The organism is Dactylosporangium maewongense, assembly GCF_039531485.1.
GTDB classification, from domain to species: domain Bacteria; phylum Actinomycetota; class Actinomycetes; order Mycobacteriales; family Micromonosporaceae; genus Dactylosporangium; species Dactylosporangium maewongense.
Genome location: NZ_BAAAQD010000029.1, coordinates 16,219 through 40,595 on the forward strand (window position 1 = coordinate 16,219; position 24,377 = coordinate 40,595).

Sequence of the window (24,377 nt, forward strand, 5' to 3'; positions counted from 1 at the left end):
CGCGTGCCTGCTCGTCCGCGCGCCGAGCGGCGTCAACAGGACGCTAGTGCCGCCTGCTGTCACGCTGCGGGTGGTCACAGTCGCGTAGGTGCCGGCCGCTCCGTTTGCAGCGGCTACTGACGCAGTGCGGCAGGGAGCCGCAGGCCCGTGGCCTGTGCGCCATCCGTCCGGCTGCTGAGGTGGCGAGCTGGCCTGTGCGCTGCGCGTTCGCGCCGCGCACGTCACTTCTTGCTGCCCGATGGCTGTGCATCGCGTGTCGTCGCACGTCATGCCCGTATCGATCGCCCTGCTCCGGGCTACTGGAGACTCGTTGTGAACCTTGAATCCGTACAGCCGCAGTCCCACCGCGCCGGGGATATCCGCCGGCCGCGGATGGCGGTGACCATGTGCGTGATGCTCGCCGCGGCGGCCGTGGCCGGCATCGTGCTCAGCCAGCTCGGCGATCCGCCGTCTGGGCGCACCGCAGCGGCGGGCGCGGCGCTGACCACGAAACCACCGAAGGCCGACGGGGCGGCGCCGTCCGCGCCGACGACGATGCTCCTCAAGTACCAGTTCCAGCTGCAGCCGAACTACTACTTCTGCGGGCCGGCGGCCACCCGGATCGCGCTCACGGCAGCCGGCCACGCCGTCAGTCAGGACGAGGCCGCGGCCATGCTGGGCACCACCACCAACGGGACGAACTCGGCCCTCGACACCACCCGCGTACTCAACCAGGTGCTCGGGCACGGCCGCACGCTGTACCAGACCAGAGAGATCCCGGTCTACCCGGCAACGCCCGCGCAGGCCGCGCAGCTTCAGACCGACGTGCTGACCACGGTCGGCGGCGGACGGGCAATCGTGGCAAACATCGCCGGACACGTGACCGACACCGCCGGTGCCGTGCACGCCTACGAAGGCGGTCACTACCTGACGGTCGTCGGATACCGTGACGGCGGCGGGACGGTGAAGATCGCCGACCCGGCCGACCCGAGCGGGGACGGCACCTACTGGCTGAGCACTCCCAAGCTGGCCGACTGGATCTCCTCGCGCGGCTACTCGTATTGATTCCCGGCATCGCCGATCAACTGACGGTGGCAGGGCGGCGTCGTGGTGGCCGGCCGTCGTGGGCTCAGTCCTGGCGTCCAGCGTCCTGTTCGTGGTCACGATGTGGGTGTCCGGTGGCAGTCTGCGCGGCGCGTTGCCGGGCGGGGCGGCGATGGGCATGCTCAGCCATCGACCCGCACTGAAGCGGCGACCGGTCAGGCTGCCGGGTGAGTTCCTGGTCGGTGGTGTGGAGCTCGCATAACGCCACCCGGTTCGGGAAGCATGCCGTGGATGCCCGGGAGTGTGGGATTGCGTCGAGTCCGGCTGTGGAACGGATTGCAGCGCCGAGGTCACGCCGTCCGGGCGATGACGCCCGCGTTCGGTATGACCGCATCACAGGGGTAGCCGCTCAGGGCGATGCAGCTCACCACACCGAGTCGAAAGAGTCTGTGCGCCATGAGGCATTACACCCGAGGCAGCGCCGTGCTGGTGGGCGTCGCCCTCACTGTCACCGTCGCGCTCACCGCTTGCAGTGACACCGCAAGCGGTGGCGGTAGTCCTACGGCACCGAACAACGGCAGCGTCAGCGTCAGCGTCAACCCCACCTTCAACAACGTCGACGCGGTGTTCGTCCGGATGATGATCCCGCATCACGAGCAAGCCGTGGAGATGGCCGCCCTCGCCGAGACGAAGGCGACTGATCCGGACGTCAAACAACTCGCCGCCAAGATCAGTACCGGGCAGAAGGCGGAGATCGCGACAATGAAGGGCTGGCTGGTCGCCTGGGGCCAGCCGACCACGATGCCGAGCTGTCCCGAGATGCATTGCATGCCGAGCAACATGATGCCGCATGGAGCATCGCCGAACGGCATGATGCCAAGCGGGATGATGCCGAGCGGGATGATGCCGAGCGGGATGATGCCGAGCGGGATGATGCCCAGCGGGATGCCGACGATGCCGGGCATGATGTCGAGCGCAGACATGGCAAAGCTCAAGGCGGCGACCGGCACCGACTTCGACAAGCTGTTTCTCCAGATGATGATCGTTCACCACCAGGGAGCGGTCACGATGGCCCAGGCGGAGCTGACCCATGGAACCAACCCGGACGCCAAGGCTCTCGCCGGCCGTATCGTGAAGACACAGCAGGCCGAGATCGCTGCGATGCGGCAGATGGCCGGCCAGTCGCAGTAAAGCCTCGTCCGCTTTCCCCGACGTCGGCGTCCTCCTGCTCTCCCAGCACGTGGAGACCCACCTCGCGATGCGGCTCATACCCGATCAGTACGAACGTGGGCCCCGGGAGAGATCCTGGGGCCCACGTCGTCATGTATTCCACGCTCACTCGGATTGTGACCCGGCTGTTCGCTGGCGGGTGCCATCGCTCAGACGGGAGCCGTCAGTCCGACCGGGCGCGGGCGTGGATGCTCCCACTAGAACAGCGTGCTCACCGGCGACCCGAGTACAGCTGCGTCACGTGGTCGGCGCTGAGCTCGTAGCCGTACAGGCGGAAGTCGTCGATCAGACCGTCGAATCGGGGGTCGCCCCAGCTCGTCCCGCCGATGAGGTTGGCCGTGGTGTTGCCGCCCACGCCCACGTTGCCGATGCCGATGGGGAAGTTGGTACGGGTGCCCTGGAGCACGCCATTGAAGTAGATCTTGCCGGTCGAGCCGTTCATCGTGAACACCACATGGGTCCACTGGTTGAGCGGCAGGTCGCGGCCGGAACCGAGCGTGAGGCGCTCCTGTGCCGGGTTTCCGGCCGCCTTGAAGGTGGCGCCGAAGCCGGTGGTTCCGCTGTTCGTGCCCGACTGGAGCAGGAAGAACGTGTCCGTGCTGCTGCCGATCTGCAGCAGCGGCACCCAGTTCGGGAGGGTGTCCGGACGCGCCCAGAAGGACACGGCGAACTGGTTGGTAAGTCCGGACTGGATGTTGTCGGGCAGCTTGACCTGGTTGCCCGAGTTGGCGGCGCCGCCCGGCAGCGACACCGCGCTGCCGAACCGGCCGGCTGCCCAGGACGTCGTGCCCTGCAGGGTGGCCGCACCGACCGACGTCTTCGTGCCCGAGTTCGCGGCGGCGGTGCCGGTGTTCTCGTTGAAGGTGTAGCGGACGGCGCTGCCTTCGTTGTACATCGCCGTCACCTGCGCGGCGTTCAGCGTTGACGTGTACACCCGGACGTCGTCGATCAGACCGTCGAACGCGGCGTCGCCGTACCCGTTGCGGCCCAGCCAGTTGTTGGCTGTCGGGCCGATGCCGGCCATGGTGACCGTCAGGTCCGTGCGGGTCGCGATCGCCACGCCGTTGAGGTACAGCGTGCCGGTCGAGCCCTGACGGGTGAAGGCCACGTGGTTCCACTGGCCGGCGACCACGTCCCGGACAGGAGTGGCATAGACCCGCTCCTCGGGACCGGTCTTCGCCTTGAAGGTGGCGGCGAGCCCGGTGTTGCCGCTTGCCTGGGTCTGCATCTGGATGTGGAAGTAGCTCCCGGCGGAGCCCAGCCCGTCGCCGATGTGGAACATGCTGGTCCAGTTGCTCTTGGTGTCGGGGCGCACCCAGAACCCGGTGGTGAAGTTCGTCGCGTTCTGCAGCAGGTTGTCCGGCAGGTCGACCGCGTTGGCGGTGCTACCGCCGGGCAGGTTGATCGCCTTGCCGAGGATGCCGTTGGTCGACCAGCCGGTGGTGCCGGTCAGGACGGCCGCGCCGACCGAGCCGACGGTGCCGGTGTTGGCGCCCGTGGTGCCCGTGCCTTCCTCGAACTCGTAACGGATCGGGACACCGGCGGCCGGCGGCGGCGGGGAGCAGTCGGCGCTCAGCAGCCCGGCGGCGTAGGCGAGGCCGTTCTTCATCTGGGCGCGCATGTAGGGCTCGCTGTAGGCGGTGCCCTCGTGGCCCATGGAGGTGTACCAGGAGCGGCCGGAGTCGATCTTCTGGCACCAGGTGAGCGGGTGCGGGGAGCCGTTGGCGCCGCCGCCGTAGGACGACTCGTCGGCCTCGATCAGGGTGCGGACGTTGGGTGCGGGGTTGACCACCCAGTCGTACCACTCGTCGCTGCGGGTGATCGAGGCGGTGACGCCCTGGACCAGCGGGTGGCTGGCGTCCGAGACGAACACGCGACCGGGGCGAACGCCGGGGTTCTCCGGGTGCCCCTCGGAGACGGCGCCGACGAGGCGGTAGTAGAACGGGTTGACGTCGTGCTCGCTCTGACCGACCGACCATCCGGCGTAGTGCATGCCCATGTAGCCGCCGCCACCGCGGATGTAGGCCTCCAGCGCGCTGCGCTGGGCCGCGTCGAACAGCACGCCACCGGTTTGCGCGAAGACCACGGTGTCCTTGGTGGCGAGGTTCGCGGTGGTGAAGGCCGCGGGGTCGTCGGTCTCCTGGATGTCGACCGGCTGGTTGTACTGCGTGCCGAGCTGGGTGGCCAGGTCACGCACGGCCTGCCGGGCCTGCACGTTGGAGGCGTGGAAGTTGGTCTTGTAGAACAGCAGCACGGTGAGCCGGCCGTCGTCGGCCGGAGCCGCTAGCGCGCCGGCGTTGGCAGCAGCGGACGCCGCCGATCCGGCAAGCATGACCGACGCGACGAACGCCGCAGCGAGCGGGGCGAACACTCGCCCCCGCCATCGATCGGTATGCGCGAAGAGGGGAAACGGGGAGGACCAGCGGCGCACTTTCATGAGACATCCCTTGGGGTTCGGCATGGCGGATACCACCACCAGTAGGACTGAACGTGAACACTTCTTAACACAAAAGCGCGAACTGCGTCTATGTACTCGAACCAAAATCTATCGAGTTCTCATACGTGAACAGATACTGGATGGCGATGGTGCGGCGGTTCGCATGGTGCATCGCCCGGCCCACCACTTGACTGCCGATCTTCACGGTGCCGATCCGTCCTCTGTGGACGGTGTTTGCCCGGTGCGCGCCTCTCGACGGCTGCACTGGTTCGAGCTCTCCGTGGGCTGGTACCGGCCCGAGGCCAGCGGGCACCCAGCTGCTGCGACGGGATTGTCCGACCTTGTTTGTCTGGCGCAGCGAGCAGTGTCGGACAACCCAGGCCGCCCACATGCTGATCGGGCAACCCCAGCGGCACCAACCAGGGGCCGCGAATCAAGAACAACAAGGCGAACCGGCCCGATGCCGGTCGCCCCGATGAAAGGGATTCCCGGTGGGAAGAGTCAGTCGACGAGTCGTCATGTCGTTCATCACCTGCGCCCTTGCCGCAGCAGGCCTCACCGTCGCTACCGCATCTCCGGCTAGCGCTGCCTGCAGTGCCACCATTGCAAACCCTGCCCGTGGCACGATCTCCGGCAACTACTGGGTGTACTCCACGGGTGCGACCCAGGGCTGCGGCACTGGACCATGGGAGGTCGTGCTCTTCCGGTCCCGCTGGTACGGCTGGGAGGAGCTCGACAGGACCTCGCGTTGGAGCAACGACGGTTCGAAGACCGCATGGTGGGACTGCGACGGCACGCATGACTACCGGGCGCTGCTCCAGAAGAACGGCGTCAACTACAAGTGGTCGTCAACCCTCACCATCAACTGCTGATGGCCTCCAGGGCCGACCGCTGTCGCTCCGCGAGGCGGTCGGCCCCTGGTCGCCGCACCGTTCGCCTGCCCCGACGGTGGCGACAGTGATCGTCCAGGGCGACCAACACCAGCGGTTGAAAAGCCACGCGGGCCCGCATACCCCGAGAGTGGGCGGGAAGTGTCATACGGGCGCACGAACCACGGAGACGCCATGAAAGCGAACACCTCGACCGAAACCGTACTGGTAGCGGAGCGGTGCTGGGACGGGCTGGCCGAAACACCGTCCGGCCACACCGAGGTCCTGGTTCGCGGCGGGCGCATCGTCGAGGTCGGCGACCGGGTCGGGCGTGGCACCGGGCAGGTGGTCGACCTCGGCGACCGCCTGCTGCTGCCGGGCTTCATCGACTGCCACATGCATACCACGGTGGATCCGTCGGCACTGCTCACCGCGTTCGTGGCCGACCCGGCCACGGTCATCACCCTGCGGGCCCTGCCGGTGCTGCGGGATCTGCTCGACCGCGGGTTCACCACCGTGCGCGACCTGGCCACCTTCGCCGCCGAGCCGATCACGATCTACCTCCGCGACGCCCTCGCCAACGGCCTGATCATCGGGCCGCGCATGCTCGTGGCGCCACATCTGATCTCGGCTCGCGGCGCCCACGGGGACATCTCCACCCTGCTCGCACCCGAATACGGCCGCGAGATCGGCGTGCTTGCCGACGGCGCCGCCGCCCTGACCCGCGCCGTGCGCGAGGAGATCCGCACCGGCGCGGACTGGATCAAGTTCGGTGCCACCGGCGGTTTCGGCACGCCCACCGACGACCCCGGGCAGGCCACGTATACCCAGCAGGAGATGGATGCCCTGGTGGCCACCGCCACCGACCTGGGCGTTCCGTGCACCCCGCACGCCTACGGCGACGAAGGTGTCGCCCGTGCGGTCCGGGCCGGGGTGCGCTCCGTCGAGCACGGCAACCTTGCCTCTGCCGAGACCCTGTCGTTGATGCAACGGCGCGGGGTGTTTCTCGTTCCCACCCAGTTCATGGTCGCCGACGCGCTGGACCACCTCGACGACGAGGACTACTGGCGGGGCAAAGACCCCGACGAGCGGGAGAAGTTCAGACGCTATGCGGACCAGCTGCGTGACAGCGCCCGCAACGTCGCCGCCAGCGACGTGCAGATCGCCTTCGGTACCGACGCCGGCATGTTCCCCCATCATCGGAACTGGAGAGAGTTCCCCGCCATGGTGCACACCGGCATCAGCCCGCTACGGGCGCTGCGTGCCGCCACCAGTACCGCTGCCGACCTGCTGCAACGGCCCGATCTCGGCCGGATCCGGCCCGGTGCCACCGCAGACCTGATCGCCGTCCGCGGCAACCCGTTCGACGACATCGACGCCACCAGTGGTGTCGACTTCGTCATGCACGACGGCGTGGTACATCGCCCAGTCGCCATGGCATGAACCATGCGGCTGATCGACGTACACTGCCGAACTCCCTGTGCCGTGCCAATTCCTGCACAGGGCCTGTGAGCCGGCCTTCTTTCGCTGCGGTCAGACTGCTCGGCGGTGCCCGTGGTCAGGCGGACCGTGAAGGCAGCATCCAGTGGCCGCGGGTCGACCAGCCGAGCAGCCGCCGGCGGTCCGGAGCCGCCGTACCGTCAGGGGGGAACGTCCCGCCGGTGACGACGTGCTCGAGGCCGCCGATCGCGGGCTGGAGCCGGATCTGCACGTGGAACGGCAGACCGTCGGCGTCGCTGCGGACCGTCCGGACGAACTCGGCGGGATCGGCTCCGGGCATCGACAGGTAGAACACGAGGTGGCGCCAGGCGTACGCGATGTCCTTGACGATCGGCAGCGGATGTGGGCTGGCCGGCACCTGCGCTGCGAGGGTCTTCGCCTTCACGTATGCCCGCCACGCCAGCGTCGCCCAGTCGCCGGCCGGACGGACGCCGGCCGGCCCGACGAGGGTGGCGAGGTTGTGGGTGGTGAGGATCTGCGCCTGCTCGATCACCGTGCCGTTGGCGGCGACCGAGCCCGAACCGGTCGATCCGCTCGCCCGCGCCCGCTCGCCGCACAGCGCGTCGAACGTCGGCGACGTCCGGGCGCCGTACCTTCCGTTGCGGACGTCGTCGACAGCCGTGAGGGCGGCGTAGTCGATGCCGTAGTAGCGCTCGTACAGGCTGCCGGTGAGCAGACCGCCGGCGATCTGCGCGGCGGCGAGGTACTTGCCGGAGAACGTCCCCATGAAGATGTCGGCTGCCAGCTCCTCGACCCAGGGCAGCCGCAGACCGGTCTCGGCCCCGAGCGCGCTGAGCTCACGGACCAGCGGGTTCGGCAGTACAGTCGCCGGAAACGCATCCAGGGTGAGTTCGCCGAGCCGGCGCAGGGCTCCGGCTGCGGCACCGCGCGTGTCGGCGTCGGCGTGCCGGTGGGCCTGCACCGCCCGCACCCACGGCAGTTCCTCCAGGCGCACCTGGTGTTCGAGGTTGAGCAGCAGCAGCGACCGGCGGTTGCGGAAGGCGCGGTAGGTCGCCGTCATCAGCTGCTGCAGCGCCGGGTCACGGTATGCGGCGGCGGTGCTGGCCGCCGCCAGCTGCGGCACGAGCACGGCCAGGACCTCGGCCGACGGGACGACACCGGCGTCGAGGAGCTCCTCGACGGTGCCGGCGGCGGCGCGACGCACGGCGGTGCCGAACGCGTCGGGGACGGCTGTTCCGACCGGGATCGCCGCATCGGGTGCCTCGCCGGCCTCGACCGGCCGCAGGACGGCGTCGACGTCGCTGACCCCGACGTCCTGCGGCAGGGCGGCCAGGCGCGCGACGACGACCCGGGCGATCCCGTGGTGGGTCGGCACGGCGCCGATGGCAGCCTGCTCGGCGCGCAGCGCGGTGTGCGCCGGTGAGCCGGGCGCACCACGACGGCGCACCATGCTGTCGACCGCGTGCTGCAGCAATCCCCGGGTGCGCGGGTCGAGACCTTGCCCGGTGAGGTGCTCGGCGAGGGCGTTGCGCAGAATGGCGAGGTTCTGCTTGCGGTTGCGGTGCTTCGTGCAGTGCTGGTGCCGGTCGGTGAGTGCGGTGTAACGCGCCAGCAGCGTGCGGGAACGGGCCGTCCAGGCCTCGTCGGCCCGCTCGGCGACCCGGCCGTCGACGACGGTGGCGAGCCAGTGGGTGAGCAGTTCGTCGGCGAACGGGTTCCAGACCGTGAGCGCCTCGCGCATCGCCTCGATCTGCGGGTTGGGGCGGCGGGCGGCAAGCTCCTCCCGGACCTCGCCCGCGCTGTGCCGCCACACGATCGACGGGTCGGCCGGCGCGGAGTCCGCCGGCTGCGGCGCGAACCGCAGCCGCCCGGCGAACGGCGCGATCTCCTCCACGACCGCCGACGCGGCCTCGTCGTCACCGGCCCGGACCAGCCACGCGACGGTGAGCAGGGCCGCCTCCTCCGGCAGGTCCACCCGGTACGCGCCGGTGTCCAGCAGCGTCCACAGATCGGTCAGGCCGTGCTTGCTCAGGTGGTGGCGGAACAACTCCGCTCGGTCGGCGGCGACACGCATCCTCGTGGCGAGCGCCTGCTCGTGCGGCAGCAACGGGCCCTCGGCGGCCGCCGACCCGGTTGCGAAGCCACCCCGGACGACACCCGGCGTGACCCACGCCGGCAGGTCCTTGACCGGTGTGCGGGATCCGATCGTCAGCTTCCCGTCCAGGACGCCGCGCAGCACGGCGCCCCACCGCTCCATGCGGCGGTCGGCCCGGCGGCGCGTGTCAGCGTCCTCGTGCGTCGTCGCGGTGACGAGCGCCCGCGCCAGCTGGTCCACGGCGTAGCCGAGGTTGACGCCGGTCGGTGCCCCCGTGGGGGAGGTGGTCGGGTCCGGGGTGGGGTCGGTGTTCGCGGCCATGCCAGCGTGGCGGGCCTCGCACCCGCACCCACCGGGGCCAAGCCCGGCGCTCTGTCTCGTTGAGCTACACGCTGTCGTCGTGCGTCGCCGACGTGGCGGGAGTCGCACCCGCACCCACCGGGTTACGAGCCGGCGCTCTCCTGACTGAGCTACACGTCGCTGCCGACATGGCGGGAGTCGCACCCGCACCCTCCGGGTTACAAGCCCGGTGCTCTGCTGACTGAGCTTCATGTCGAGGCCGACGCGGCGGGACCTGCACCCGCGCCCTCCGGGTTGAGAGCCCGGTGCTCTGCTGCCGAGCTCCACGTCGTCGCGATCCCGACCATACAAGCCTGGTGCTCTCCGGTCGTCCCGTTTTCGTTACGGAGACGCATTCGTGAAGACATACAGCTTGAAGCCCCGCACGATCGCGGCGGCCGTGTCCGGGCTCGCGCTGGCCGCCCTGGCCACGGCGGTCGTCATCGCCAGACCGGCGCCGTGGCGGCCGGGGCGTCGACCACCTTCGGTCTGCTCGGCACCGGAGCCGCGACGACACCGACGCTGACCTGCACCAGCGCATAGCACCCTGCCCGCCCGCCGCCATGCAGCGAAGCGCGGCGGCAGTTGTGCGGGAGACGTCGCCCGGCCTGCTCGAAGCGCATCCGATGGCTGACGGATCAGACGGCGAGGCGGTAGCCGCGTTTGATCACGGTGTGGATCAGTTCGACGCCGGGGACCGACCGGCGCAGCCGCGACACCGCCATCTCGATCGCATGGTCGTCCACGTTGGTCAGGCCGGGGACCTGCTGGCGGAGGTCGGCGCTGGACAGCACGTCGCCCGGCGCCCGGGCGAGCGCCCGCAGCACGTCGACGGGTCCCTGCTGGACCGGGTACAGCCGGCCGTCGAGCAGGATCGCGTGCCCGCGCACCTCCAGGGTCAGGGCGCCGACGGTGGCGTGCACCGCCCGGTCCAGCACCGACCTGGCCAGCAGCGCGGCCGTCTCCTCGTCGAACGGCAGCGGCGGCACCGACGGTGCCACACCGTGCCGGCGCAGCACCCCGGCCGCGAGCGGGCCTCGGCTGACGGTGACGACGTGGGTGCCGAGCTGGTCGGTCAGCGCCGGCAGCCGGCCGTGGTCCGCGGCGAATCGCAGCACGTGTCCGGTCGAGAGCGGGTCCAGCCAGGCGACCGCGTCGAGCTGGCGGCGGCTGATCAGCTCGACCGCCCGGCGCAGGCCGACCACGTCGTTCGGCGGCTCGGACCGGAACGTCGGCACCTCCACCACGGCGGCGCCCCGGTGTCGCAGTGTCTCGCACGCCTCGGCCTGCACCGGCGCGTCGAGCTGGGCCACCACGTGCCGCCCGGCCGGGGCGTGGGTCAGCAGGTGGCGGAAGAGCTCGTCGGCGGACCCGGCGGTGGTCGACAGGATGTCCCGGAGTCCGAAGCCGCGCAGGGCGTCGGCGGCGCGGGCGTCGGCGGCGAGCAGGCGGGCGGTGCGCAGCACCCGCAGCAGGCGCTCCGGGTCGGGGACCGCCTGCAGCCACGCGCGTATCCCGCCGGCGGAGGCGGCGAGGACGTCGTCGACAGGCCCGGCGAGGACCTCGGTCGTGGCCCGGGTGATCGCGGCACGGTCGGGCTGCGGGACCGCACGGACACCCTGGACGGAGACGATCCGGGCGCCGTGGCCCTCGAGGAGGTCGGCGAGGCGGTGCCGGCGCCGGTGGCTGATCACGGCGACGGTGAAGCCGGCCAGCAGCGACGGGTCCGCCGGGTGCTGCACCGCGACCTCCTTTCCGGGTCCGGCCGGGTCCGGATCGTATGCCGTCGGATGGTCGTAGGTCACTGTTTGGCAACATCCGGTCGGGTGTCGATCATCGGGGCGGGCCGGCCGTGCAGGTGGACGCGGTCGGGGATCGGCGGGCCCGGTCATTAGTGATCTTGTGAGGCGCTTTGCAGAAGGGTCACACGCCGCCGCGAACCCTGGTGCGCGCCGCCGCTGAGGACGAACACTCGTGGTGACACGCGGGCACGTCGATCGAGGGGGTGCGGATGGGACACAACACGCTGCTGGTCCGGGAGGCCGACCTGGGCTCCGCCGCGCGGCAGCCGGTGAACCTCTTCGCCGCCGTCCTCATCGACCACGGCGGCAGCCTCACGCTCGAGGTGTGCGGCCAGCAGATGCCGGTCCCGGGGCTGCGGCGCCACCTCGACCAGACGCACCTGCAGCAGCAGTACAGCAGCCGGCGCGTGCTCGTCGAGATCCGGCCCGAGCACCTGCACGACGCGTCCGTCGGGCTACCGCCCGGAGCGGGCCGTGCCGGCCGGACGGCGTCAGTGCTGCACGGCACCGTCCGAGCCGTCCGGGTGGACGGTTCGGACCGCATCCTGGACGTCGAGGTGGCCGACGCGGCCGGCTGGCAGCCGGCACCGAGACTGGCGGCGCGCGTGGACCCGCGCAGCACCGCCGAGGCCGGCGACGCGGTCATGCTCGCCGTCGACCTCCGGCACCTGCGGGTGTTCACCGCCGACAGCGACCCGCGGTGACGAGGCCGCGATGCTGAGACGGTGGCGCGGCACCGCCGCCGGGCTGTGCTGCACCCTGCTGCTCGCCGCCGGCTGCTCGGCCGGCGCGGCCGCCGCGACGGGCCGCTACACCGGGCAGTCGGTCGAGGTGGTGGGCAGCTGGACCGGCGCCGAGCAGGCGAACTTCGAACGGGTCCTGCGGGCCTTCGGCGACCAGACCGGCGCGCGGGTGCGGTACACCTCCGGCGGCAGCGACCTCAGCGTGCTGGTGTCGTCCCGGCTCGGCAGCGGCAACCCACCGGACGTCGCGATGATCCCGCAGCCGGGAGTGCTCGCCCAGTACGCCGCGAGCGGCGCGGCGAAGCCCGTCACGGGAGCGGTCGCCGCCGCGGTCCGGGCGAACTTCTCGCCGCAGTGGCAGCAGCTCGGCACCGTCGGCGGGCAGCTCTACGGCGTCTACTTCAAGGCCGCGAACAAGTCCGTCATCTGGTACCGCGCCGACGCGTTCGCCGCCGCGGGGGTGGGCCCACCGGCCACCCTCGACGAGCTGACCGAGGTGTCGCAGACCCTGGTCGACTCCGGCACACCGGCGATGACGGTCCCGGGCGCCGACGGCTGGCCGCTCACCGACTGGTTCGAGAACGTCTACCTGCAGCTCGCCGGCCCGCAGCGGTACGACCAACTGGCCGCGCACGAACTGCCGTGGACGGACCCGACCGTGGTCGAGGCGCTGCGCACCATGGGCCGCTACTGGGCGGCGCCGCAGTTCCTGCAGGGCGGCCCCAAGGTCGCGCTGCAGACGACGTTCACCCGTTCGGTCGCGGACGTCTTCGGCGCGAGGCCGACCTCGGCCATGCTGTACGAGGCGGACTTCGTCACCACCGAGATCGCCAAGCTCGGCGTGTACCGGGTCGGCAGCGGCGCCCGGCACTTCGCGTGGCCGTCGCTCGCCGGGACCGGCCACATGGTCGTCGCCGGCGGTGACGCCGCCGTGGCGTTCACGGACCGGCCGGTGACGATGGATCTCATGGCATACCTGGCGTCGCCGGAGGCGGCCGCGATCATGGCGGGGCGGGGCGGGTTCCTGTCGGTGAACCGGAACCTGGACACGGCCGTCTACCCCGACGCGACCACCCGGGAGCTCGCTGAGACGCTGCTGCACGCGGAGACGCTGCGCTTCGACCTGTCCGACATGACACCCCGCAGCTTCGGCGGCGGCAACGGCGCGTCCATGTGGCGGCTGCTCCAGGCGTACCTCGCCGCACCGGCGAGCGACCCGGCGGTGGTCGCGGCCCGGCTCGAGGACGCCGCGGCGAAGGCGTACGGGGCGGCGTGATGGGGCGCACCGCCAAGTTCTCGACCGCGGCGTGGTTCCTGGCGCCCGCCGTCGTGATCGTCGCCGTGCTGCTCGTCTACCCGATCGGGCAGACACTGTGGCTGAGCTTCCACGACGCCGGCGGCCGAACCGCCGTCGGCGCCGCCAACTACGCCGACATCCTCACCACCCCGCAGATCCGCCGGGCGCTGCTCAACAACGCCATCTGGATCGTCGTGGCGCCGAACCTGGTCCTGGCCGTCGGGCTGCTGGTCGCGTTCCTCGCCCAGCGGGTCCGCGGTGCCACCGCGGTCCGGGTGGTGCTGTTCATGCCGATGGCGATCTCGCTGGTCTCCGCCGGTGTCGCGTTCCGCCTCGTGTACGACGAGAGCCCCGACCGCGGTGCGCTCAACGCCGCCGTCGTCACCGCCCACGACGCGGTGCGGCCGCCGTCGCAGTACCACGGCGCGCGCCCACGCGACGAACGGGCGCTCGTGCCGGCGGGCGGGGCGCTGCAGACCGCTGGCACGGTCACCGCCGGCGAGAACGTGCTCCTGCCGCTGGTCGGGCTGGCACCGCAGCGACTGCCGACGCAGGCCCGGCAGGCCGGCACCGGTGGGGACGGCGGCGCCGGCGTGCACGGCGTGGTGTGGTCCGACTTCACCGCAGTCGGCGGCCGGTCCGGCGCCATCGACACCGGCGAGCGGGGACTGCCGGACATGGCGGTCGAGGTGATCCGCGACGGCGCCGTCGTCGCCCGGACCCGCACCGCCGCCGACGGCACCTTCAGCGTGCCGCAGTTGCGCGGCGGCGGCTACGTCGTGCGGCTCGCCGCGGACAACTTCACCGCCCCGTTCGCGGGCCTCACCTGGCTCGGCCCGGCACTGATCACCCCGGCGCTCATCGGTGCGTACGTGTGGATCTGGGCCGGGTTCGCGATGGTCCTGATCACCGCGGGGCTCGCGGGCATCCCGAAGGAGACCCTCGAGGCTGCCCGCACCGATGGCGCGGGGGAGTGGCAGATCCTGCGCCGCGTCACCGTCCCCATGATGCGGCCCGTCGTCGTGGTCATCCTCGTCACCCTGACCGTCAACGTCCTCAAGGTGTTCGACCTCGTCCTGGTGCTCGCCCCCGAGTCCGCGCAGGGTTCGGCGTCGGTCGTCGCGCTGGAGATGTGGCGGTCGTCCTTCGACCACATCGGCCGCGGCAGCGCCCTCGGCGTGCTGCTGCTCGTCCTGGTGCTGCCCGGGGTGCTGTACAACGTGCACCGGCTGCGAAGGAGCGAACCATGAGCCTGTTCGCCGCGGTCGAGGCACCCGAGCTCGTGCCCGCCGGGACCGAACCACCCCCGCCCGCGCCGAGCCGCACCGCCCGGGCCGCGCGCCGCTTCGCCGTGACGGCCGCGCAGGTCACCCTGTTCGCCGTCGGACTGTGGTGGCTCGTCCCCACCGTCGGGCTCGCGACCGTCAGCCTGCGCGGCCCCGCCGCCAACAGTGGCGCCGGCTGGTGGACCGTCCTGACCGAGCCCACCCAGCTCACCCTGCGCAACTACCGCGGTCTCGTCGCCGACGGCCGGCTGACCCACGCCTTGTGGAACACCGTGCTGATCTCGGTCCCGGCGACCGTCCTCGTCGTGGCGATCGGCGCCGTCGCCGCGTACCCGCTGGCGTGGCTGGCGTTCCGGGGCCGGCACGCCGTCATGCTGAGCCTGGCCGGGCTCGTCGCCGTCCCCGTCCAGACGGCACTGATCCCCGATGCGCGGCTGTTCGACGCGTTCGGTGTCGCCGGCACCATCCCCGCGGTCGTCGCGTTCCACGTCGCGTTCGGGCTTCCGTTCGCCGTCCTGCTCCTGCGCAACTTCTACCTGGCCATCCCGCCGGACCTCATCGAGGCCGCCCGCATCGACGGTGGCAGCGAGGCCGTGATCCTCCGCCGGATCGTGCTGCCGCTGGCCCGGCCGGCGCTGGCGTCGCTGGCGGTGTTCGAGTTCGTGTGGGTGTGGAACGACCTCATCGTCGCACTGGTCTTCGCCCGGCCCGACAACGCGCCGATCACCCTGGCGCTGCAGGAGCAGATGCGCTCCTTCCCGTCCAATGTGGACGTCATCGCACCCGGTGCGTTCGTCTCGATGGCCGTGCCGCTGCTGGTCTTCTTCCTGTTCCAACGGTTCTTCCTGCAAAGCACCGTGGCCGGCTCGCCCCGGTAACGACGCCACCTGTTCCCCGCCCGCGGCGGCCGGTCGACGACGACCCGCCGGCCGTGCTGCGTCCCCACCCCACCCATTCGACGGGAACGACGATGCACCAGCACACCCGCACCGCCCGGCGGCTGCCGGTCCAACCCGACTGGTTCCGGCGAGCCGTGTTCTACGAGGTCCTCACCCAGGCGTGCTTCGACTCCAACGACGACGGCTGCGGTGACCTGCTCGGCCTGGTGTCCAAACTGGACTACCTGCAGTGGCTCGGCGTCGACTGCATCTGGCTGCCACCGTTCTACGACTCGCCGCGCCGCGACGGCGGGTACGACATCAGCGACTACACCGCGATCAGCCCCGAGTACGGCACCGTCGAGGACTTCGTGACCCTGCTCGACGAGGCGCACGCCCGCGGCATCCGGGTCATCACCGACCTCGTCCTCAACCACACCTCCGACGCCCACCAGTGGTTCCAGGAGTCCCGCACCGACCCGTCCGGCCCCTACGGCGACTTCTACATGTGGCGGGACGACGACACCGGCTACCCCGACGCCCGGATCATCTTCGCCGACACCGAGACGTCGAACTGGACGTTCGACCCGGTACGGCAGCAGTTCTACTTCCACCGTTTCTTCCACCACCAGCCGGACCTCAACTACGACAACCCCGTCGTCGCCGACACCATGCTCGACGTCGTGCGCTTCTGGCTCGACCTCGGCATCGACGGGTTCCGGCTCGACGCGGCGCCCTACCTGTTCGCCCGTGAGGGCACCGAGTGCGCCGGCCTGCCGGAGACGCACGAGTACCTCAGACGCATCCGGAAGATCGTCGACGACGAGTACCCGGGCACGGTCCTGCTCGCCGAGGCGAACCTGTGGCCGACGGACCTCGTGGAGTACTTCGGCGACGCCACCGTCGGCGACGAGTGCCACATGGCGTTCCACTTCCCGCTGATGCCCCGCATCTTCATGGCGGTCCGCCGCGAGTCCCGGGTGCCGATCTCGGAGATCCTCGCGCAGACCCCGGCGATCCCCGACAACTGCCAGTGGGGCACGTTCCTGCGCAACCACGACGAGCTGACCCTGGAGATGGTCACCGACGAGGAGCGCGACTATCTGTACAGCGAGTACGCCCAGGACCCCAGGATGCGGCTCAACCTCGGCATCCGGCGGCGGCTCGCGCCGATGCTCGGCAACGACCGGAACCAGATCGAGCTGTTCACGTCGCTGCTGCTGTCGTTACCGGGGTCGCCGGTCATCTACTACGGCGACGAGATCGGGATGGGCGACAACGTCTACCTCGGCGACCGCGACGGGGTGCGGACCCCGATGCAGTGGAACGTCGACCGCAACGGCGGGTTCTCCCGCAGCGACCCGAGCCGGCTGTACCTGCCGATGAACAACGGCTGGGTGTACGGCTACCAGTCGGTCAACGTCGAGCGGCAGATGGAGGAGCCGGCGTCGCTGCTGCACTGGACCCGCAAGATGCTGGCGATCCGCAAGCGGCACACGGCGTTCGCCCTCGGCGACTTCACCGAGCTGACCGGCACCAACGGCGCCGTGCTCGCGTTCCTGCGCCGGTACCGCGACGAGACCGTCACGCGGACCGCTGCCGGTCACGCTGCTGACAGCGCCGAGGAGGTGCTGTTGTGCGTGCACAACCTGTCCCGGCACCCGCAGCCGGTGCAGCTGCCGCTCGGTGACCTGTTCGCCGGTCACGTGCCGGTGGAGCTGACCGGCGACACGACGTTCCCGAGCATCGGGCGGCGGCCGTACCTGCTGACCCTGCCCGGTTACGGCTCGTACTGGTTCCGCATCGTCGCGCCGGGCCGGAACCGGGGCGGTGCCCGTGGCCGATGAGGACACCGCCGACCTGTTCGAGGCGAGCCTGCTGCTGCTGGCCGGGACCGCGCCGCTGCGCCATGCGACGGCGGCGCGGCGGCGCACAGACTGGGAGGTGGTCGCCGCCGCGTGGGACGGCGCGCCACTGCGGGTGGAGTTCGAGGCCGAGTACGCGGCGGCCAGGTTCGCCGAGGTGATACGGGCCGTGCCCGAGGTCGACTGCTGGACGGGCCGCCGGGAGGCGGGCATCCGCCGCCGCTACGAGACGTTCGTCGTGGACGTCGCGGCGGCCGAACCCGGCAGCGTCCTGGCCCGCTTGCAGGACGAGTGGACCCGGGCCGCCGACCTGCTGCTCGGCGACGGTGCCGCGGACGAGACACGCCTGCGGACCCGGGCCGTGGCGGTCTGGCGGTGCGCGCTGCTGACCGGGGCGCCGCGGCACTCCCGGGCGGGGCTGCGGCTGCGGGCACCCGACGGCCGGTCGTTGCGGCTGCTGATGCGCTCCGCGCAGGTCCTCGGCGTCACCTGCGAGGCGCACACGGGCCGGGGCCGGCAGATCCTCTCCGTCGGCGGACGCGGCGCGGTGACGCTGCGCTCCACCACACGGGCCGCGTCCTGAACGGTGCCGGCCACCGCCGCGATGGAGGCGGTCGACGTCTACCGGCAGCTGTCCGGTGCCGATCGCCGGTACCTGCCGCACGTGGCGGCCGCACTGCAGCACTTCGGCCTCGTTCTCGGGGGTACACGGTCAGCGCGAGCGGGCGCACCGGCTCGTGGCGGAGGCGACCGAGCTGTATCGCGTCCTCGCCGGTGCGGACCCGCGGACCCATCGGCGCAACCTGGCACTGTCGCTGACGAACCTCGGCAACCAGTTGGCGGAGGACCGGACCGGGCGGTCACGTGAGGTCAGCCGTCGGCACCGCCGGCGGCGGCCTTGCGGGCCCGGTACGCGCCGACCGCCGCCTTGTTCCCACAGCTGTTGTCGCAGAAGCGTTTCGAGCGGTTCTTGGACAGGTCGACGAAGACATCGCCGCAGCCCGGGTAGGCGCACACGCGCAGCCGGCTCAGCTCGTTGCCGCGGACCACGTCGACAAAGGCCATCGCGGCCTCGACGGCCATGCGGTCGGCCAGCGGCGCGTCGGACGGCGTGGCGTGCAGGTGGTACGCATACCCGTCGTGCTTGACCAGCTGCGGCAACGCCTGCCCCGCACGGAGCAGCTGGTTGACGATGCCGACGACGCGGTCCTCCTCGGCATGCCAGAGCTCGCGCAGCCGTGGCCGCAGCGCCCTGACGTCCGCCAGTTCGGCGTCGGTGCGCTCGTGCCGACCGGTCCAGCCCTGCTCGGCGAAGAACGCGTCGAGCGCGGCGACGTCACCCAGCAGCTCGCCGTCGCTGCCGTCGGTGTTGATCAGTGCGGCGGCAGCGATGAGCGCGATCTCGGTGTCATGAGCGAAAACCATCTTGACCCCTGTCGCCCGTGTACCTAGTGTCATGAGTGTAGCCGCTATAGCTCATGACATCGACCGAGGGGGGCGTCATGCAGCGCCGACACACCGCCGGGCTGGGGCTGGCCCTGTTGTCCGCCGTCACGTTCGCGACGTCCGGCACGTTCGCCCGGTCGCTCATCGACGCCGGCTGGTCGGCCGGGGCCGCCGTCGCCGCCCGCGTCGGGGTCGCCGCCCTCATTCTGGCCGTCCCGGCCGTGCTCGCGCTGCGCGGCCGCTGGCACGTGCTGCGCCGCAACCTCGGCACGCTCGGCCTGTTCGGCATCCTCGCCGTCGGCGCCGCCCAGGCCTGCTTCTTCAACGCCGTGCAGTACCTGCCGATCGGGGTGGCGCTGCTGCTGGAGTACCTCGGGATCATCCTCGTCGTCGGCTGGATGTGGGCCGCGCACGGGCAGCGTCCCCGCCGGCTCACCGTCGCCGGCGCCGTCACCGCCGTGCTCGGGCTCGTCTTCGTCCTCGACCTCACCGGCAACGCCGACCTCGACCCGGTCGGTGTCCTGTGGGGCCTGGGCGCCGCCGTCGGCCTCGCCGGCTACTTCGTCCTTTCCGCGCGCACCGACAACGAACTGCCCTCGGTCGCGCTCGCCAGCGGCGGCATGGCAGCCGGTGCGCTCGCACTCCTCGCGCTCGGTGCCGCCGGAGCGATGCCCCTGCACGCCACGTTCGGCCCGGTGACCTTCGCCGACCACAAGGTCAGCTGGCTGGTACCCCTCGCCGGGCTGTCGATCGTGGCGGCCGTCGTGTCCTACGTCGCCGGCATCGGCGCGGCCCGCATCCTCGGCGCCCGACTGTCCTCATTCGTCGGGCTGACCGAAGTCATGTTCGCCGTCCTCATCGCCTGGGCGGTCCTGGGCGAGTTGCCCAGCATGATCCAGCTGGTCGGCGGCCTGCTCATCATCGGCGGCGTCGTGCTGGTCCGCATCGACGAGTTCCGCACCCCCGAGCCGCAGACGCCGTCGGCAAAGCCGACCGACCCGGTGCCCGTGGCCTGAGCGACGACGCCGGCATGCCGACGCGGTGCCGACCCCGATCCTGAGCCGAGCCCCACGGCCGCGTCCGTCCTGCTCCAGGTCCATCGCGCGGCTGAGCTCTCCCACCTGGTCAGGTCGGCTCGCAGCAGCTCGTGGTGGGCGACGATGTCGCGTTCCGTAGCCGGGGCCGCATGTCGATGGCAGGTTGCGGTCAAAGCGGTTGCCGGGTATCGACCGGCGCGTCCCCGCCGGGAAGTCTGGCCTCCCGCCGGGTTGACAACCTGCGCGCCGGCACGGAGGGTGTGTAGATATAGCGCTTGCGCGCACTATAGTTGCACAACCTCTGATCCGGGACACGGGAACGGAGTACCGCCATATGACTGACACCTACGATGTCGTGGTGCTGGGCACCGGCGCGGGCGGCCTCGCCGCCGCGGTCACGGCCGCGGCGCTGGGCGCCTCGGTCGGGATGTTCGAGAAGACCCCGACCGTGGGCGGGACCACGGCCGTGTCCGGCGGTGTTGTGTGGGTCCCCGCCCACGAGCGCCCGGACGCGCCGGTGCCGCTGCCGACCCGGGACGCGCTGGCCTACCTGGGCGCGCTGTCCAACGGCACGATCGACGAGCACCTCGCGGAGGTGTTCGTGCGCTCCGCCCCGGTCGCCGTCGAGTTCCTGGAGACGCACACGCCACTGCGGCTGTCGGTCACCGCCGGGTTCCCCGACTACAAACCCGAGCTGCCCGGCGGCAAACCCGAAGGCGGCCGGTCGCTGAGCCCCGCGCCGTTCGACGCCGCCCGCCTCGGCGAGTGGGTCGACCGGGTGACCGCGTTCCCCGACGACTACAGCAACGTCGGCTTCGACGCCGAGACGCGGGCACGGATCTGGGGCGACCGCGCCACCGCGAGTGACGGCGTCGCCGGTGACGTCCGTGTCGCCGGCGCCGCGCTGGTCGCCGCGCTGCTGCGCGGGCTGCTGGACCTCGGCGTCGAGCCGCAGACCTCCACCCGCGCGGTCGACCTCGTCGTGCAGGGCAACACCGTGACCGGCGTCGTCGTCGAAGGGCCGCACGGGCGCCGGGTCGTGCACGCCCGGCGGGGCGTCGTCATCGCCACCGGCGGGTTCGAGTGGGATCGTGCCCTCGTCAAGGCGTTCCTGCGGGGGCCGATGAACGGCCCTACCTCTCCGCCGAACAACGTGGGCGACGGCCTGCGGATGGCGATGCGGGCCGGGGCCGCCCTCGGGAACATGGCCGAGGCCTGGTGGGTGCCGATCGTGCGGATCCCGGGCGACACGTTCGGCGGCGAGCAGCGGCACCGCAGCGTCAGGCTGGAGCGCACCCGCCCGCGCACCATCATGGTCAACCGGCACGGGCGGCGCTTCGCCAACGAGGCCGGCGACTACCACAGCCTCGGCGGCGCGTTCCACCAGTTCGACCCCGCGCGGTTCGAGTACCCGAACCTGCCGGCCTGGATCGTGTTCGACCACGAGCATCTCGTGCGCTACGGGTTCCTCGGCGTCACCGCCGACGACCCGGTGCCGGCCTGGTTCCACCGGTCCGCGAGCATCGCCGAGCTCGCCGGCGCCGCCGGCATCGACGGCCCGGCGCTGCGGGCGACCGTCGAGTCGTGGAACGGGCACGTCCAGCAGTTGCGTGACCCGGACTTCGGGCGCGGGCAGAGCGCCTACGACGGGCACTGGGGCGACACCACCGCCCCGACCGTCGCGGCGCGGACCCTCGGTCCGATCGACTCGGCACCGTTCTACGCCGTGCGGGTCGACATCGGCTGCATGGGCACCAAGGGCGGCCCGCGCACCGACGACAACGCGCAGGTCCTCAACCTCGACGGGCAGCCGATCGGCAACCTGTACGCGGCCGGCAACGCCATGGCCGGGACCACCGGCATGGCGTACGGCGGCGCCGGCGGCACCATCGGACCGGCCCTCACCTGGGGGCACCGCGCCGCGCACCACGCCGTCACCGGTTCGAAAGCGCCGATGGCATGACGCGGCAGCCGGCGGTCCACCGCCGAACGATCGTCGTGGACGGCCTCACGACCGGGTTCCTGGAGGCGGGCGAGGGCGAGCCCGTGGTGCTCCTGCACGGCGGGGAGTTCGGCGCCGACGCCGAGCTTGGGTGGGAGCGCACCATCGCGGCGCTGGCGGACCGGCACCGCGTGGTCGCCCCGGACCAGCTCGGCTACGGCCGGACCGCCAAGGTGATCGACTTCGTCGACGGCAGGCGGATGCGGATCCGGCACGTCGCCCGCCTCTGCGAGGCGCTGGGCATCGAGTCCGCGACGTTCGTCGGCAACTCCATGGGCGCGGTGAACCTGCTCGCCGACGCCACCTCCGACGCCCCGATGCTGCCCGCCCGGGGCATCGTCGCCATCTGCGGTGGGGGAGAAATCCTGAGCAACGAGCACGTCGACGCGCTCTACGACTACGACGCCACCCTACCGGCCATGCGCCGCCTGGTCGCGGCGCTGTTCCACGACCCCGCCTACCCCGCCGACGACGACTACGTGCGGCGGCGGTTCGAGTCCAGCACGGCGCCCGGAGCCTGGGAGGCCATCGCCGCCGCCCGCTTCCGCCGGCCGGGCGCCGCCGCCCCCGCCGCCGCCCCTGCGCGCGGAGCGCCGGACTACGGCCGGATCACCGTCCCGGCCCTGTTCGTCGAGGGTGGCGCCGACAAGCTCAAGCCGGCCGGCTGGGCCGGGCAGCTGGCCGGTCAGGTCCGCGCCGGCCGCAGCGTCGTCGTCGAGGATGCCGGTCACTGCCCGCAGATCGAGCGGCCGGCCGTGGTCAACCGGCTGCTGCTCGACTTCCTGGCCGGCCCGGGCGGCGGCGCGGTCACGGGTGGTCCAGGATGAGCGGGCCGCCGCAGACCGGCGACTACACGGACCTCATCCGGCTCGACGGCCGGGTCCACGTGGTCGTCGGCGTCGGGCCGGGCATCGGCCGGGAGTCCGCCCGGGCGCTCGCGGCCGCCGGCGCCGTCGTCGTGTGCGTCGACGTGGACGAGGACCAGGCCGCCGCGGTCGCCGCGGAGGTCGGTGGCGCCGCCGCGGTCTGCGACATCACCGCCCCGGATGAGTTCGCCGGCGTGCTGGCCGACGCCGAGCGCAGGTTCGGCCGTGTCGACGGGGTCACCGACGTCGTGGGCCTCGTGCGGTGGAAGCCGCTGCCCGACGCCGGTGACGACGACTGGCGATGGCAGAGCGACGTGGTCGCCGCGCAGGCCGTGCGAGTCCTGCGGACCTCGGTGCCGTATCTGCGGCGGGCCGGCGGAGGATCGCTGACCTACATCGCGTCCGTGTCCGCGTTCACCAGCGCCCCGGGCCACGGCCTGTACGGGATGGCGAAGGCCGCGCTGCTCTCGATGGTCCGCACGGCCGCGGTCGAGCTCGGACCGCACGGGATCCGGGTGAACGCGGTGTCGCCAGGCGCCACGCTCACTCCACGGATGGTGGCCGACCCCCGGTACGTCAGCGCGAACCGCGCGAACGCCGAGCGCACGCCGCTGCGCAAACTCGCGCAGCCGGGCGACATCGCCGCCGCCGTGCTGTTCCTGTCCTGCCGGCTGGCCGGCCACGTGACGGGCCACGACCTCGTCGTCGACGGCGGTCTCACGAACACCTGGCCGCTGGCGCTGCCGGCGGCTTCGTGACGGCCGTGTGGTCCGGCCGCGGGTCGCGCTGATCGCGCCCGGCGGGCCCGCGGCGACCCGCGGTGGACCGAGTCTCAGCCTGGCAGCGCCTCGCCGACCTGGCGGGCCGCCGCGAGGATGGACGCCTCGGCGGCCTTGGCCTGGTCCTCGCGGTAGGTGATGAGATTGAGGCAGGCGCGCGGGCTGCAGTTCGGGATTGGCGCCGCGACGCCGTAGCAGCCGATCTCGATCTCGCCGACGCTGGTGGCGTAGCCGCGCTCGCGGGCCAGCGCAACCTCGGCCGGCTCGCCGGCCACCTGCGGCCCGGCGGCCAGCAGCGCGTAGCCGGCCGCGCCGCGGTTGATGGGGGTGCGCATCCCGGCCTTGAAGGCGATGTGGTGCGACGTGGTCGTCGGCTCGACCAGCTCGATCGACACCGCTTCCGCGCCGTTGGCGACGAAGAGGGACACGGTGCAGCCGAGCTCGTCGGCCACCTCCCGCATGACCGGAATCGCGAGCTCCCGCAGGGTGGGCAGGTACGCGTCGGCGAGGGTGGCGAGGCGGGGACCGGCCCGGTAGAAGCTGTCGGCGCTCTGGCTGACGAAGCCGAAGTCGGCGAGGGTCTGCAGGAGCCGGTAGGCGATCGAGCGGTGGACGCCCAGCTCCGTGGCGAGCTGCTGGATGGTCACGCCGTTGGGCGACTCGACCACCGAGAGCAACGCACGCAGCCCGCGGGCGAGGGTCTGGCTGCCCACCTGGGTGCGCCCCGTCGACTGTTCCGTCATGCCACATCCCCTTGATCGAGCCGGTCCGCCGGACGCTGGCGGGCGGACCCACAGCTTCCCACGGGAGGTGTCTGCCGTTGACCGGCTCTACCGGCCGTGCGTAACCTTCGTACAAATAACGAGCAGGCTGATGTAAATAACGATACACCCCGACCCATCTCGGGTCGAGAGGGGACCCG

At 71.6% G+C, this 24,377-nt stretch carries 20 protein-coding genes and 4 tRNA genes; 15 read left to right on the plus strand and 9 right to left on the minus strand.

Going from position 1 to position 24,377, the window contains the following annotated elements:
- Window positions 1-393: 393 nt before the first annotated feature.
- The 3 genes from ABD332_RS47935 to ABD332_RS47945 all read left to right on the plus strand — a co-directional run bounded on the left by ABD332_RS47935 (window position 394) and on the right by ABD332_RS47945 (window position 2,214).
- Window positions 394-1,044, plus strand: coding sequence for a C39 family peptidase (locus ABD332_RS47935; RefSeq protein WP_344511675.1), 651 nt, complete (start codon window positions 394-396; stop codon window positions 1,042-1,044).
- Window positions 1,045-1,102: 58 nt separating this feature from the next.
- Window positions 1,103-1,285: a hypothetical protein gene (locus ABD332_RS47940; RefSeq protein WP_344511677.1), complete on the plus strand. Its 183-nt coding sequence runs from the start codon at window positions 1,103-1,105 to the stop codon at window positions 1,283-1,285.
- 194 nt (window positions 1,286-1,479) lie between these two features.
- Window positions 1,480-2,214, plus strand: coding sequence for a DUF305 domain-containing protein (locus tag ABD332_RS47945; protein WP_344511679.1), 735 nt, complete (start codon window positions 1,480-1,482; stop codon window positions 2,212-2,214).
- A 250-nt stretch (window positions 2,215-2,464) separates the two neighbouring features.
- Here the strand turns inward: ABD332_RS47945 and ABD332_RS47950 are convergent, their stop codons facing one another.
- Complete coding sequence (locus ABD332_RS47950) at window positions 2,465-4,624, minus strand: LamG-like jellyroll fold domain-containing protein (RefSeq protein ID WP_344511681.1); 2,160 nt, start codon at window positions 4,622-4,624, stop codon at window positions 2,465-2,467.
- A gap of 761 nt (window positions 4,625-5,385) precedes the next feature.
- On the opposite strand from ABD332_RS47950, the gene ABD332_RS47955 reads away from it, so the two are divergent.
- Complete coding sequence (locus ABD332_RS47955) at window positions 5,386-5,562, plus strand: hypothetical protein (protein ID WP_344511683.1); 177 nt, start codon at window positions 5,386-5,388, stop codon at window positions 5,560-5,562.
- Window positions 5,563-5,754: 192 nt separating this feature from the next.
- Entirely contained in the window at window positions 5,755-7,002 is a 1,248-nt protein-coding gene (locus tag ABD332_RS47960) for a metal-dependent hydrolase family protein (RefSeq protein ID WP_344511685.1), read from the plus strand.
- A 115-nt stretch (window positions 7,003-7,117) separates the two neighbouring features.
- Here the strand turns inward: ABD332_RS47960 and ABD332_RS47965 are convergent, their stop codons facing one another.
- The 6 genes from ABD332_RS47965 to ABD332_RS47990 all read right to left on the minus strand — a co-directional run bounded on the left by ABD332_RS47965 (window position 7,118) and on the right by ABD332_RS47990 (window position 11,196).
- The gene (locus tag ABD332_RS47965) at window positions 7,118-9,436 is read right to left on the minus strand and encodes a hypothetical protein (protein WP_344511687.1); all 2,319 of its coding nucleotides are present in this window, start codon (window positions 9,434-9,436) and stop codon (window positions 7,118-7,120) included.
- A 1-nt stretch (window position 9,437) separates the two neighbouring features.
- A tRNA-OTHER gene (locus tag ABD332_RS47970) sits at window positions 9,438-9,510 on the minus strand.
- A 13-nt stretch (window positions 9,511-9,523) separates the two neighbouring features.
- Window positions 9,524-9,595 (minus strand) — tRNA-Thr (locus ABD332_RS47975).
- 3 nt (window positions 9,596-9,598) lie between these two features.
- Window positions 9,599-9,671: transfer RNA gene (locus ABD332_RS47980), tRNA-Thr, on the minus strand.
- A gap of 3 nt (window positions 9,672-9,674) precedes the next feature.
- A tRNA-Glu gene (locus ABD332_RS47985) sits at window positions 9,675-9,746 on the minus strand.
- Between the two features lie 346 nt (window positions 9,747-10,092).
- On the minus strand, window positions 10,093-11,196 hold the full coding sequence (locus ABD332_RS47990; protein ID WP_344511689.1) for a uroporphyrinogen-III synthase: 1,104 nt from the start codon (window positions 11,194-11,196) through the stop codon (window positions 10,093-10,095).
- Window positions 11,197-11,465: 269 nt separating this feature from the next.
- Between ABD332_RS47990 and ABD332_RS47995 the strand changes: the two genes are divergently transcribed.
- The 6 genes from ABD332_RS47995 (at window position 11,466) to ABD332_RS48020 (ending at window position 17,908) form a co-directional block, all read left to right on the plus strand.
- On the plus strand, window positions 11,466-11,960 hold the full coding sequence (locus ABD332_RS47995) for a TOBE domain-containing protein (RefSeq protein ID WP_344511691.1): 495 nt from the start codon (window positions 11,466-11,468) through the stop codon (window positions 11,958-11,960).
- A gap of 10 nt (window positions 11,961-11,970) precedes the next feature.
- Entirely contained in the window at window positions 11,971-13,275 is a 1,305-nt protein-coding gene (locus tag ABD332_RS48000; RefSeq protein ID WP_344511692.1) for an ABC transporter substrate-binding protein, read from the plus strand.
- Entirely contained in the window at window positions 13,275-14,546 is a 1,272-nt protein-coding gene (locus tag ABD332_RS48005) for a carbohydrate ABC transporter permease (RefSeq protein ID WP_344511693.1), read from the plus strand. Before ABD332_RS48000 ends, ABD332_RS48005 begins: the two co-directional genes overlap by 1 nt.
- On the plus strand, window positions 14,543-15,460 hold the full coding sequence (locus ABD332_RS48010) for a carbohydrate ABC transporter permease (RefSeq protein WP_344511694.1): 918 nt from the start codon (window positions 14,543-14,545) through the stop codon (window positions 15,458-15,460). Before ABD332_RS48005 ends, ABD332_RS48010 begins: the two co-directional genes overlap by 4 nt.
- A gap of 92 nt (window positions 15,461-15,552) precedes the next feature.
- Window positions 15,553-17,307 (plus strand): maltose alpha-D-glucosyltransferase, encoded by a 1,755-nt coding sequence (gene treS, locus ABD332_RS48015; RefSeq protein WP_344511696.1) that lies wholly within the window; start codon window positions 15,553-15,555, stop codon window positions 17,305-17,307.
- Window positions 17,297-17,908, plus strand: coding sequence for a hypothetical protein (locus ABD332_RS48020; RefSeq protein WP_344511698.1), 612 nt, complete (start codon window positions 17,297-17,299; stop codon window positions 17,906-17,908). The genes treS and ABD332_RS48020 overlap by 11 nt, the downstream gene beginning before the upstream one ends.
- Before the next feature lie 287 nt (window positions 17,909-18,195).
- Here ABD332_RS48020 and ABD332_RS48025 read toward each other — a convergent pair whose 3' ends face one another.
- On the minus strand, window positions 18,196-18,750 hold the full coding sequence (locus ABD332_RS48025; protein ID WP_344511700.1) for a CGNR zinc finger domain-containing protein: 555 nt from the start codon (window positions 18,748-18,750) through the stop codon (window positions 18,196-18,198).
- Between the two features lie 77 nt (window positions 18,751-18,827).
- On the opposite strand from ABD332_RS48025, the gene ABD332_RS48030 reads away from it, so the two are divergent.
- From ABD332_RS48030 to ABD332_RS48045, 4 genes are all read left to right on the plus strand, one after another.
- A complete protein-coding gene (locus ABD332_RS48030; RefSeq protein WP_344511702.1) occupies window positions 18,828-19,787 on the plus strand; it encodes an EamA family transporter in 960 nt (319 codons plus the stop codon).
- A gap of 355 nt (window positions 19,788-20,142) precedes the next feature.
- Window positions 20,143-21,771 (plus strand): FAD-dependent oxidoreductase, encoded by a 1,629-nt coding sequence (locus ABD332_RS48035; RefSeq protein WP_344511704.1) that lies wholly within the window; start codon window positions 20,143-20,145, stop codon window positions 21,769-21,771.
- Window positions 21,768-22,637, plus strand: coding sequence for an alpha/beta fold hydrolase (locus tag ABD332_RS48040; protein WP_344511706.1), 870 nt, complete (start codon window positions 21,768-21,770; stop codon window positions 22,635-22,637). Before ABD332_RS48035 ends, ABD332_RS48040 begins: the two co-directional genes overlap by 4 nt.
- The gene (locus ABD332_RS48045) at window positions 22,634-23,434 is read left to right on the plus strand and encodes an SDR family NAD(P)-dependent oxidoreductase (RefSeq protein WP_344511708.1); all 801 of its coding nucleotides are present in this window, start codon (window positions 22,634-22,636) and stop codon (window positions 23,432-23,434) included. The genes ABD332_RS48040 and ABD332_RS48045 overlap by 4 nt, the downstream gene beginning before the upstream one ends.
- Window positions 23,435-23,508: 74 nt before the next feature.
- Here the strand turns inward: ABD332_RS48045 and ABD332_RS48050 are convergent, their stop codons facing one another.
- Window positions 23,509-24,198 (minus strand): IclR family transcriptional regulator, encoded by a 690-nt coding sequence (locus ABD332_RS48050; RefSeq protein ID WP_344511710.1) that lies wholly within the window; start codon window positions 24,196-24,198, stop codon window positions 23,509-23,511.
- Window positions 24,199-24,377: the final 179 nt, after the last annotated feature.